Raw genomic sequence first — 11339 nt, forward strand, 5'->3', positions numbered from 1 at the left:
GCGGTGGACACCAATCTAGCCGCTGACGTCACCGCACGGGGCGACGTGCGCCCCCGAGCGTGGTGCGGGTCAGGCGGCCGACAGGGCGGAGGTGCCCCGGGGGCGCCCGGCAGCTGCGGAGTCGGCGGGCGGCGGGATGACCACCTTGGTGTCCTCGGCGATGGTCGTCCGACGACGCATCGCGGTGCTGACGTCGAGGAGGAGGTCGGCGACCTCCACGTCGAGGGCGTGGCAGATGGCCGAGAGCAACTCGCTCGACGCCTCTTTCTGCCCGCGCTCGATCTCGGACAGGTAGCCGAGGCTCACCCGCGCATCGGTCGAGACCTCTCGTAACGTGCGACCCTGATCCGTCCGGACCCGCCGCAGACTGCCACCGAGAGCCTCACGAAGTAGTGCTGCCATTGGAGTCCTCCTCACTTACTGACGTACAACGCGATCACACCCCGTGGAAGTTCCCGATTCGCTCGCCCCGGTCGTTCCGACGACCCTAATCGACGCCCCACGACTCCGCCGGTCGGTTGTGCGACGGCACGCGGTCGCGACGACGGCACCGGAAGCGCCCGGCGCTCACGCGGCGCGGCCGGCCGATCGCAGCTGCAGTGCGCGCCAGACGTAGTCGAGGCCGGTGACGACGGTCGCGACGATCGCGGCCACCATCATCACGATCGCGACCCAGTGCACCGCACCGGGCAGAGGGAGGATGTACAGGCCGATGGCGATGACCTGCAGCAGTGTCTTGAGCTTGCCGCCGCGACTGGCCGGGATGACCCCGTGCCGGATCACCCAGAACCGCAGGAGGGTGACGCCGACCTCGCGGGCGATGATCACCGCGGTGATCCACCACGACAGGTCGCCGAGGAGCGACAGACCGATCAGCGCCGAACCGATCAGCGCCTTGTCGGCGATCGGATCGGCCATCTTGCCGAAATCGGTGATCAGTCCGCGGTTGCGCGCGATGCGTCCGTCGTAGCGGTCGGTGATCGCCGCGATCGCGAACACGACCCAGGCGGCGATCCGCCAGCCCGGTTCGTGGCCGTCGCCGGCGAAGAGTGCGGCGAGGAACACCGGCACGAGCACGATGCGGAACACCGTCAGGATGTTGGCGATGTTGACGATCGGGACGTTGCTGACCGGGTCGGCGATCGGATCGTCGGCCACCGGCTTCATGGAGTTGCGCAGCCGTTCGGCCACCGGCGAATCCTCTCCCGCCGCTCGACCGACGACGCCTCGGCGCCGATCATCGGTGCGTCCTGGATCACCCACGCCCATGACGATATCCGTCACACTGCCGCACCCCGAGCGCAGGTCACGCGAGCACCTCGCACGCGTGTCGCCGACGCCCCCGCGAGGACGCCCGCCCCGAGGCGCCCGTACTACTGTTTCCCCATGGCAGCCGACGAGGGGTCCGCCGACACCGGCGGCGTCACCGGTGCCGCGTCGGTGACGATCCGGCGAGCCCGGACCTCCGACGTCCCGCACATCAAAGCGGTCATCGATCTGTACGCCGGACGCATCCTCCTCGAGAAGAACCTGGTGACCCTGTACGAGGCCGTGCAGGAGTTCTGGGTCGCCGAGATCGACGGTGAGGTGGTGGGATGCGGTGCGCTGCACGTGCTCTGGGCTGATCTCGGCGAGGTCCGTACTGTCGCCGTCGATCCGGCGTGGTCGGGTCACGGCATCGGCCATCGCCTGGTCGGTCGACTCATGGAGGTCGCACGCGACCTGCAACTGACCCGCGTGTTCGTGCTGACGTTCGAGACCCACTTCTTCGCCCGACACGGTTTCGCCGAGATCGACGGGACACCGGTCACCGCCGAGGTCTACGAGGAGATGCGGCGGTCGTACGACGCCGGTGTCGCCGAGTTCCTCGACCTGAGCTACGTCAAACCCAACACCCTGGGAAACACCCGCATGTTGGCCTCCCTGCGCTGACATCCCACCCGCACACACCTGAAGGAGCGCACCATGACCGTCTTCGCCGTCGAGTACACCTACGTCGACGCCACCTCCGACACCCGCGACACACACCGGGCATCGCACCGCGAGTGGCTCAAGGGCCTCGTCGACACCGGGGTGGTCCTCGAGACGGGCCCCTACCCCGACGGCAGCGGAGCGCTGCTGATCTTCCGCGCCGACGATGCCGACGCGTTGGCGGCCATCCTCGCCGACGACCCGTTCCACGCGGTCGACGCCATCACCGCGACGCGGGTCACAGAGTGGAAGCCCCTCTTCGGGCCCCTCTCCGACTGAGACGGGCGAAGCCGACTGAGACGGGCGAACCCCGCACCACCGGGTGGGTGGGCGGGGTCCGCGACGTGCTCGGTGGAGGTTAGGCGCTCGGTATCGAGTCCTGCTCCTTCTTGTCGTTCGACTTCGCCTTGATGAGGCTGGCCACCGTCGTGACCACCAGGACGCCGACGATGATGCTCAGCGACAGACCGGTCGAGATCTCGGGGACCTTGATGTGCTCGCCACCGTTGAGGAACGGCAGCGTGTTCTCGTGGAGTGCGTGCAGCACGAGCTTCACACCGATGAACCCGAGGATGATCGACAGGCCCCACGAGAGGTACACGAGGCGGTCGAGCAGGCCGTCGAGCAGGAAGAACAGCTGACGCAGACCCATCAGCGCGAACGCGTTCGCGGTGAAGACGATGTACGGCTCGGTGGTGAGGCCGTAGATCGCCGGGATCGAGTCGAGGGCGAACAGCACGTCGGTGAAGCCGATGACGATGAGCACCATGAGCATCGGCGTCGCGAGGCGCTTGCCGTTGGCCTTGGTGAACAGCTTGTCGCCGTTGTACTCGTCGGTGGTGCGCAGGTACTTCTTGACGAACTTCATGATCGCGCTGTCTTCGTCGTCGTCGTCCTCCTCGGAGGCCGTGGCCTCGCGGATGAGCTTGACGGCGGTGTAGATCAGGAAGGCGCCGAACAGGTAGAACACCCAGCTGTAGGCGTTGATCGCCGCGGCACCGACGGCGATGAAGCCACCGCGCATCACCAGGGCCATCACGATGCCGAGCAGCAGCACCTTCTGCTGGTATTCACGGGGAACGGCGAACTTCGCCATGATGATGACGAACACGAAGAGGTTGTCGACCGACAACGCCTTCTCGGTGATGAAGCCGGCGTAGTACTCACCGCCGTAGGTGCCGCCCCACTGCCACCAGACGTAGCCGCCGAAGATCAGGGCGATGGTGATGTAGACCGCCGACCAGGCCCCGGACTCCTTGAGCGACGGGGCGTGCGGGGTGCGGACGTGGGCGAAGAAGTCGAAGATGAACAACCCCAGGATCACCACGAGCGTGATGATCCAGGTTGTCGCGGACACGTTCATGTACTCGTAAACCTCCAGCTAACCGAACACGGGTGCCAGAGGTCTCTCCCGCCGTGTGGATGACCACACGGCCGACGTCCCGGAACGACATGCGAACCCGGTGATGGCACCGGTTCGATGACGAACGTATTGACGAGATCGCCGCGACAGGGATACTCCCCTCGAAAGCAAAATTTACTTTACCTTTGCCGTGGGGGGCTCGCCATTGTCGCAGGTCAGCGAAGTTCCGTTCCGGACAATTCAGTCACCGACCGTCGCGCCGTTGATCGAGGCGATCACGCCGGCGAGGTCCTCGGGCTTCACCAGGACCTCCCGCGCCTTGGAGCCCTCACTCGGTCCCACGACACCTCGGGTCTCCATCAGGTCCATGAGTCGCCCGGCCTTCGCAAATCCGACGCGCAGCTTGCGCTGCAGCATCGAGGTCGACCCGAACTGACTGCTCACCACGAGCTCGATCGCCTGTAGCAGATCGTCGAGATCGCCACCGATGTCGCCGTCGATGTCCTTGGAGTCCGACACCTTCTGCGCGGTGACGCCCTCCTGATACTGCGGATCGCCCTGCTCCTTGGCGAACTCGACGACCGCGGAGATCTCCTCGTCGGTGATGAACGCGCCCTGCATGCGGATCGGTCGATTCGAGCCCATCGGGATGAACAGTCCGTCACCCATGCCGATCAGCTTCTCCGCGCCGGGCTGATCGAGGATGACCCGCGAGTCGGTCAGCGACGACGTCGCGAACGCCAGGCGTGAGGGCACGTTGGTCTTGATCAGACCGGTCACGACGTCGACCGACGGTCGCTGCGTCGCCAACACCAGGTGGATGCCCGCGGCACGCGCCTTCTGCGTGATGCGCACGATGGCGTCCTCGACGTCCTTCGGCGCGGTCATCATCAGGTCGGCGAGCTCGTCGACGATGGCGAGGATGTAGGGGTAGGGCCGGTACACGCGCTCGGATCCCAGCGGGGTGCTGATCTCACCGGAACGCACCTTCGCGTTGAAGTCGTCGATGTGCCGGACCCGCGACGCCTTCATGTCCTGGTAGCGCTGCTCCATCTCCTCCACCAGCCACGCGAGAGCGGCCGCGGCCTTCTTCGGCTCGGTGATGATGGGGGTGATGAGATGCGGGATGCCCTCGTAGGGAGTGAGTTCCACCATCTTGGGGTCGATGAGGATCATCCGGACGTCGTCGGGAGTCGCGCGGGTCAGCAGCGACACCAGCATCGAGTTCACGAAACTCGACTTGCCCGAACCGGTGGAACCGGCCACCAGGAGGTGCGGCATCTTGGCGAGGTTGGCGCTCACGAAGTCGCCCTCGATGTCCTTGCCGAGCCCGATCACCAACGGGTGGGCGTCCTTCCGCGTGCTCGGCGACTTGAGGACGTCGGCGAGGCGCACCATCTCGCGGTCGGAGTTGGGCACCTCGATACCCACCGCGGACTTGCCGGGGATGGGTGCGAGCAGTCGCACGTTGTCGGTGGCGGCGGCGTAGGCGATGTTGCGGGCCAGCGCGGTGATCTTCTCCACCTTCACGCCGGGGCCGAGTTCGACCTCGTAGCGCGTGACCGTCGGCCCACGGGTGAAGCCGGTGACGGCGGCGTCGATCTTGAACTGCTCGAGCACGGCGGTGATGCGGTCGATCATGTCGTCGTTGGACGCGCTGCCCATCTTCGGCGGGTCACCGTCGATCAGCAGCGACGCCGGCGGCAACCGGTAGTCGCCCTCGACGGCGCGCTCGACGAGTTCCTCCATCTCGTCGGCGGCCGGCACGACCGGTGCCGGGGCCGCCTTCTTCGCGGCGGCGGTACGCCTGGGTCGACGGGTGACCACCTCGGTGGGCTGGGTGGCCTCCGCGGGCGGCGCGGCGCGGACACCGTCGTCGATGAGCGGTTCGGTCAGGGCGTCGCCGGCGGTGACGCCGCTGCGTCGACGCAACCGCGTGGTCGGCGCGATGTCGTCGACCGTGTCGTCCGGTGGGTAGTTCGCGTACGGGTCGCCGCCGTAGGGCGCCTCGGCGAGATCGTCCTCGTGGCGGTCGTCGTCGTAGCGCTCCGGCCCCAGCTCGTCGAGGTCGTCGAGGTCGTCCCGCAGACGACCGATCCCCAGGTAGTCCCGGGACCGGTCGACGGCCTCGCGCACGGTCAGCCGCAGCCCGAGCAGCACGCCGAACACGATGCACAGCAGCAGGGTCGGGATCGACACCCAGACGGTCAGCCCGCTCGTGAGAGGTCCCGCGGCGGCGAAACCGAGGAAGCCGCCAGCCCGCAGACGTCCGTCGAACGCCACGGGCGCACCGGCCACCAGATGCCAGAGGCCCAGCACGGGGAGACCGATCAGCAGTGCGGTGCCGATGCGGCGTCCGCGCTGTTCCGGATTGGGACCGCGACGCATCAGCGCGACGCCCAGACCCGCGGCCGCCACCGGCACCAGCAACGCGGCCTGCCCGACGATCGAGCGGACGGCGGTGTCGACGAAGGCACCGATCGGACCGGCGGCGTGGAACCAGACTCCGGCACCGATCAGGATGGCGGCGGCGATCAGCGCCAGCGCGACCCCGTCGCGACGGTGGGTGTGTTCGGGTGACGGCGTCGCGACATCGGGGGCGAGATCGTCGTCGTCGAAGTCGAGATCGGGGATCTCGAGGTTGTCGTACCGGTCGTCGACGTCGGCACGGCTCGTCGGTCGCCCGCTGCGCGGAGCGGATCCGACCCGGGCCATGCCGCCCACGCCGCGGGCCATCATCAGCCACCCGGCTCCGACACCGCGACCGACCGATCGGACGACCGAGCCGCGAGGGGCCTCGTCGGTCGGCGCGATCGCGGCCGTGCGGGCGGTCTGGGACCTGCCGGTGGGGCGGGTCGATGCCGGTGCCCGCTTCGCAGCGGTACGCCCGGTTGCGCGCGCGGCGGCCCCGCGGGAACCGGAGGATCGGCTACCGGCCGCAGAGGCCGACCGTGCACGGGTCGACGAAGCAGTTGAACTGGGCTTTCCGGCGGCGCGGCGAGTCGACGACCCCGACGAGGTGCGTTTCGCGGCCGCAGTGGAACCGCGGGCCGAGGACTTGGGGCTCATGCCGCTCAGGATAAACCGCATCCGTCACATAAGCCTCGTGCGCCTCACTGGTTACCGGGGGCGTGTCGCTTTTGTGACCCGGACACTAGGCACTGCGGTCGGAGGCCTTCACCGCGGCGATCGCGTCCTCGTCCCCGGCGAATTCGCAGGCGACCTCGTCGCGACCGAATGCGAACAGCAACAACTCGCCTGGTTCCCCGGTGACGGTGACCGCCGGGCCGGAACCCACCGTGGTGACCGTGGCGCCGTCTGGGGTGCGCAACTCCACCCGTGCGGGCGCCGAACCCAGGCTCTTCCTGGCGATCAACGGCAGGGGGCGTCGCAGGGCGGCGGTCAGGTCGGGGTCCAACGGTCGGACCGTCCAGCCGGCGACCGCCCGGCGGACGTCCTCGTGGTGGACGAACATCTCCGCGGCGTTGACGAATCGGTCCAGCGGGCGCAGCGGCGAGTACCAGGGCGGTCCTGCGGCGAGCTGGTCGACCAGTCCGGTCCAGTCCCGCCGGGCGTACCCCTTCTGGACCCGTTCGGTGTATCCCGCCAACGGCGGCAGGAGGATCCCCGGGGCGGCGTCGAGCCGTGCCTCGCGGATCACCATATGCGCGGTGATGTCCCGGGTCGCCCACCCCTCACACAGGGTGGGTGCGTCCGGCCCGGACAGGCGCAGGGTCTCGACGAGAGCGGCGCGTTCGGCGCGTGCAGCGGTCATCTGTCGACCCTAACGTCCGCACACACCTTGCAACCCTCAGGAAGGGTCACCGTGGCTAGGGCCTGTCAAGTTTCACTTGATTTTCACGCAGCAAACACGTAAGCCATCAAAGAACCCAGCCGATCAATCAGCCAGCCGTTCACGTGCGGCCCCCTATGACGAGATAGCACCCAGCCGCAGCCAAGAGGTGAGATCATTTAAGAGAGCCTTGATCGTCGGGCGGCGACCACTGCCGCGTGCAGACAAACTTTTCGAGCAACGACAACGCAGGAGCTACTGACTCATGAGCCCGACAAATCGTAGGATGCCCGCCGACATCAATCTAGATCAACATAAATTCTACCTAATTTACAATTTCGAAGCCGCGAACTTCATCGCCACTCAAACAAAATGGAAACCCTATACCGAGCGACTCTTCGCCGCCCAAAGAATCAAGTCCGCGATAGACGAATCCCTTGCATTCTATCCTTCATCGCGCCCAGCCTTCTACCCGGATCTGGTTGACCTTCAGTCTCATCAGTTACGAACCCAAACGACCGAGGTTACAGCTAGAGAGGTAGCACACGCGGCCAGTGTAACCGAGAAGCGATATCTCGCGGGCCTATCGGGACGACGCCTCACTCTAACCAACGAGAACTTCGAGAAATATAGGCCCACCAGTGCTCGCATAGACAGGGCCGTCGGTGACGAATTTAACGTTGCGCTCAACTGTGAATGGATTGACGTTATCCTGATGCCCCCCGGTGTTGGCTTTCTGATCATAAAACTGACAACCGAGGGCCTAAGCCTTAGTACCGCCGGGGATGTTCACAGAGGAATCAAAAAGATATACTATCGCGAACGCCTACGGGTGCAGCCCGCGAAGATCACAGTAGGCAATTTGGAATTTGAATGGGCTCAAATCATACCTGACATTCTCGCAGATTTGAAGACCGATAAGCCAGCACCCGATAACGCTTCGTTTCGGGTGATCTCTGCGTCCATGAGTAGTGAGCTTCGCGATGATAGCGACGTGAACTTCGGCAACATGAAAGGCCATTATGAGCCCTACCTTCTGAAACTCGTCACCGGAGAACAGCTCGCCGATCTGTCACACCCTGGAACAGACTTAGTCGAAAAAGTGCGCAACAATGGACTAATCCGGTATTGGGACCGTTGGCAGGCAATCATCTGGGGTGATGATGTCGCGTACCTGACGCAGAGCTCGAAGTTTGCAAGGAAGTCCCTCTGGTTAAATATCGATACGCTTTACCTACCGATATTCTTACTCACCTTTTACCAACACATTCGACTCCAGAAAATTTCCGCGGAGCTATACGAATTAGCGTCCCAAAAGATTGAGAGTAATCAACGCCAGATCGCGAAGCTCAGACGACTGTCAGAGATGTTGCTCGACTATCGCAGCAAGTATGTTTTCTCTGAGGTCACGCGCGCACCCGTCCTAGCCACCTTGCACGAGAGGTTTTCGGAACATTTTCGTACAGCCAGCTCGTTGCAAGATATCGAGACCGAACTAGACCGTCGGTATACTGAGGAGCGCACCTTGGCCCAGGAACGCCTAGGAACCGCAGTTGCCCTAATAACGGTCTTGGTTGTACCCCTCACTATCTTGACCGCCGTGTACGGGCAAGCAATCCAGACTGTAACGCAGAAAAATCATCTACTGTCCGGTCTAATAATTGGACTGAGCATTGTCGCAACGCCACTGTTTTTTCTCGCACTGCGAAGAAAAAAGAAGTTCTGAGATGGATCTGAAACGCGGCCGACTAGATTTGCACTGCACCTCCGGCCAGGGCACATTATGGCAGTGACCGCAACGTAAAGAGCGGCTAATTCAACGGCGCGACCACTGAAACCGTGCAAGTACCGAACCGGAGCTTTCAGACGCCGACGCGTCCGACCCACATCGGAACGGTAGTGACCTCCGGACCCGGGTGACCATGACCAAGGCGACCTTCCTCGCCGAAACTCTCCCCATGATCCGCGCACACGATTACCAAGGTTCGACGGCCACGCCGCTCCAATTCGCTGAACAATCTGCCTAGATTCTTGTCCACCTGCTCCAGAGCGTCAACTTGCATCTGCTTCAACAACCCGGCGGACGCTACTGACAACCCGCGTGCGGTCTCGCCTGACCGAACCAGGCTTTGACAGCGCAAGTAGTCTTCGAGAACCTCCGACACCTCCGACCACCTTCGGGTGGTCGACGGTATCGAGTAAGGAAAATGCGTCTCTGAAAAGTTTGCAAAAGCAAAAAAAATGGCATCGCCAAGTAAATCATGGGTCAACGCTTCATTCATAACGAACGACGGCAGATCCTGTTCCTCCCGCGGGGTGAGCATAGAAGAGGTTGATGCCAAACCTACGTACTGAAAATTTGGAAATAGAGCGGGAAGCGAGTTTCCCGGCTTCGGATCGAAAAACTGTACGCCGCCCAGTCCCGTGACCAACCTTCCCTGCTCTACGTAGTGCGCGACAATGGTCTCTTCGTCGAAGTAGGTGTGCACTGCGTAATCGGACTTCCGAGCCATTGAAGACCTCCAAATCCTGTCGTACTGGCCCGCTAGCAACGTGCGCGATATTGGAGTTGGGAGATAGCCGGACAGAATCGACCAATGTGAAGGTAGGGTGAAAGTCGCGGTTGCGTGACACGGAATACACGTACTTAAAGAGTCGAGGGTTGGCGTGTGGGCTCGCATTGCCGTATCGAATCGACAAGAATCCAGAGTCAAGAGCAGCATGTTATCCAGAACCGACAATCGCGTCATTTATATCATTGCCAACTTTCTGTTGGTGTGATCCAGCAGCGATATAGGCAAATTGCTCATCGTGTCAGCGAGACCATTCAAAATGGTAGACCGCATTTCCGCGGGATCGTAGTTGTTATCGAGAATCTGTCGGAATATTATGCGTATCTCATGGTCTTCCATCATCGCGAGCAGTTCGCATATTGCTGTATCGTCGAGTCGTCTTGCTGTGTTGCCCAACTTAATGTCCAGCGCCAGCCATCCAGGCGTGCTGTCGATGCGCGTGGTCACTTCGCGAAAACGCTCACCACGGGAGGTCCGCAGGAGCATCAGCAACGCCTTTGCAGTCGCGTAGTCGAGCGTTCGTCCGTTGCTAATGCCTCCCGCTCGGCTTGCTGCACTGGCCGCCGCGAATCCCGCGAGGTTTAAAAACCGGTCTGCCGCCATCGAAACATCAAGTAAGTCATCGTGCTGACGAAAGTTCACTCTGAGTGCTGACCACATAGCAAAGCGCTGCTGTACATCCGTTGTCAATTCATTCCAGCACTCACTAGGCAACAAGGCGACCGTCACATCGACGTCGCTAAATGATTCGCCATTCGAACAGTCCAGGTGAAAGTCATTTGCCAAGAATGAGCCGTACAGCATATCCGCCGCTGTGTAATGTCGGAAGCGAACCGAACTCCACACGCGTCGTTTAAATTCCGCCCGGGCTTGTTGAACGACGGGGTTTGACGCCACACCAGTCATCGTATTAGTTCAATCAGGCTTGCAATCGTTTCATCTGCCTTTAACCCGGAAGTACCAACGTCGACGTGTCGATTCCGTAGCCAAATCGTTCGCATTCCGACATTCGCCGCGCCAGCGATATCGTCGAGCGCACGGTCGCCAACAAAAACCACGTTTTGAGGAGCGAATGATCCGAGTTGCTCAGCCGCAGCCAGAAAAATAGATTCATGTGGTTTCCGCGCACTGAACTCACTGGAGTACACGCGGACGTCTAAAAACTGAATGAGACCGTCTCGCCGCAGGAGCTGATCATGCCAGCACGAAGGAAAGAGTGTGTTGCACACGAGACCCAGCTTCAAGCCGCTTCGCGAGAGACTGTCTAAAACAGCACCGGCGTTGCCGTCGTGACGAATTAAGTGCCCCAGGTGCGTCAGGAAACGTCCAACAAATCTAGGGCTTACTTGATCTACCTCTTCGACTCCGCAGGTCGTGAGAGCACTATGAACAATTTCTTTAATTGTAGGAGTCCAGTCATATACCGAGGAGTCCCAATACCGTTGAGCGGAGAGTTCGATCAAATCGACCGCCGTTTGTCGCCATCTGCTGTGCAAAGTGTCACCCGCGGCTGACATGAGCGCCAAGCTCTGCGCGGGTCGAATGTAGTCAGTCAAAGTACCGCCCCAGTCAAAGAGAACAGCTCGGTCTGCGCTTTTGATTAGCGAGCTGTTTACGTTCACAGGGGCCCCCACTCACT

General features: G+C 62.4%; 11 protein-coding genes. 3 read left to right on the top strand and 8 right to left on the bottom strand.

Going from position 1 to position 11339, the window contains the following annotated elements; all coding sequences use genetic code 11:
* Positions 1–69: 69 nt before the first annotated feature.
* Together ASG12_RS10455 and pgsA are read right to left on the bottom strand one after the other, a co-directional pair.
* Positions 70–402 carry a helix-turn-helix domain-containing protein gene (locus ASG12_RS10455; protein WP_055788906.1) on the bottom strand — a complete coding sequence of 111 codons (333 nt, stop codon included), beginning with the start codon at positions 400–402 and terminating at the stop codon, positions 70–72.
* 165 nt (positions 403–567) lie between these two features.
* Complete coding sequence (pgsA, locus tag ASG12_RS10460) at positions 568–1167, bottom strand: CDP-diacylglycerol--glycerol-3-phosphate 3-phosphatidyltransferase (RefSeq protein WP_055789545.1); 600 nt, start codon at positions 1165–1167, stop codon at positions 568–570.
* Between the two features lie 219 nt (positions 1168–1386).
* On the opposite strand from pgsA, the gene ASG12_RS10465 reads away from it, so the two are divergent.
* Positions 1387–1932, top strand: a complete 546-nt coding sequence (locus tag ASG12_RS10465) for an amino-acid N-acetyltransferase (protein WP_055788909.1) — start codon at positions 1387–1389, stop codon at positions 1930–1932.
* Between the two features lie 33 nt (positions 1933–1965).
* Positions 1966–2250: a YciI family protein gene (locus ASG12_RS10470; protein ID WP_055788912.1), complete on the top strand. Its 285-nt coding sequence runs from the start codon at positions 1966–1968 to the stop codon at positions 2248–2250.
* A gap of 79 nt (positions 2251–2329) precedes the next feature.
* Here the strand turns inward: ASG12_RS10470 and ASG12_RS10475 are convergent, their stop codons facing one another.
* The 3 genes from ASG12_RS10475 to ASG12_RS10485 form a co-directional block, all read right to left on the bottom strand.
* Positions 2330–3334 carry a TerC family protein gene (locus ASG12_RS10475; protein WP_055788914.1) on the bottom strand — a complete coding sequence of 335 codons (1005 nt, stop codon included), beginning with the start codon at positions 3332–3334 and terminating at the stop codon, positions 2330–2332.
* A 240-nt stretch (positions 3335–3574) separates the two neighbouring features.
* Positions 3575–6403: a DNA translocase FtsK gene (locus ASG12_RS10480; protein ID WP_082501853.1), complete on the bottom strand. Its 2829-nt coding sequence runs from the start codon at positions 6401–6403 to the stop codon at positions 3575–3577.
* 85 nt (positions 6404–6488) lie between these two features.
* Complete coding sequence (locus ASG12_RS10485) at positions 6489–7109, bottom strand: TIGR03085 family metal-binding protein (protein ID WP_055788920.1); 621 nt, start codon at positions 7107–7109, stop codon at positions 6489–6491.
* A 304-nt stretch (positions 7110–7413) separates the two neighbouring features.
* Between ASG12_RS10485 and ASG12_RS21690 the strand changes: the two genes are divergently transcribed.
* The gene (locus tag ASG12_RS21690) at positions 7414–8853 is read left to right on the top strand and encodes a CorA family divalent cation transporter (RefSeq protein ID WP_162243422.1); all 1440 of its coding nucleotides are present in this window, start codon (positions 7414–7416) and stop codon (positions 8851–8853) included.
* Positions 8854–8989: 136 nt separating this feature from the next.
* On the opposite strand, the gene ASG12_RS21230 is transcribed toward ASG12_RS21690, so the two are convergent.
* The 3 genes from ASG12_RS21230 to ASG12_RS21235 form a co-directional block, all read right to left on the bottom strand.
* On the bottom strand, positions 8990–9616 hold the full coding sequence (locus tag ASG12_RS21230; RefSeq protein ID WP_162243423.1) for a sulfatase-like hydrolase/transferase: 627 nt from the start codon (positions 9614–9616) through the stop codon (positions 8990–8992).
* Between the two features lie 261 nt (positions 9617–9877).
* On the bottom strand, positions 9878–10597 hold the full coding sequence (locus ASG12_RS21695; RefSeq protein WP_156378052.1) for a hypothetical protein: 720 nt from the start codon (positions 10595–10597) through the stop codon (positions 9878–9880).
* Between the two features lie 5 nt (positions 10598–10602).
* A complete protein-coding gene (locus ASG12_RS21235) occupies positions 10603–11334 on the bottom strand; it encodes an HAD family hydrolase (protein ID WP_082501855.1) in 732 nt (243 codons plus the stop codon).
* Positions 11335–11339 lie beyond the last annotated feature (5 nt).

This window comes from Williamsia sp. Leaf354, from assembly GCF_001424365.1.
Taxonomy (GTDB): domain Bacteria; phylum Actinomycetota; class Actinomycetes; order Mycobacteriales; family Mycobacteriaceae; genus Williamsia_A.

Excerpts from the sequence above, each read along its gene's own strand:
- ASG12_RS10455 (WP_055788906.1), bottom strand. The coding sequence starts at position 402 with ATGGCAGCACTACTTCGTGAGGCTCTCGGTGGCAGTCTGCGGCGGGTC.
- pgsA (WP_055789545.1), bottom strand. The coding sequence starts at position 1,167 with ATGAAGCCGGTGGCCGACGATCCGATCGCCGACCCGGTCAGCAACGTC.
- ASG12_RS10465 (WP_055788909.1), top strand. The coding sequence starts at position 1,387 with ATGGCAGCCGACGAGGGGTCCGCCGACACCGGCGGCGTCACCGGTGCC.
- ASG12_RS10470 (WP_055788912.1), top strand. The coding sequence starts at position 1,966 with ATGACCGTCTTCGCCGTCGAGTACACCTACGTCGACGCCACCTCCGAC.
- ASG12_RS10475 (WP_055788914.1), bottom strand. The coding sequence starts at position 3,334 with ATGAACGTGTCCGCGACAACCTGGATCATCACGCTCGTGGTGATCCTG.
- ASG12_RS10480 (WP_082501853.1), bottom strand. The coding sequence starts at position 6,403 with ATGAGCCCCAAGTCCTCGGCCCGCGGTTCCACTGCGGCCGCGAAACGC.
- ASG12_RS10485 (WP_055788920.1), bottom strand. The coding sequence starts at position 7,109 with ATGACCGCTGCACGCGCCGAACGCGCCGCTCTCGTCGAGACCCTGCGC.
- ASG12_RS21690 (WP_162243422.1), top strand. The coding sequence starts at position 7,414 with ATGCCCGCCGACATCAATCTAGATCAACATAAATTCTACCTAATTTAC.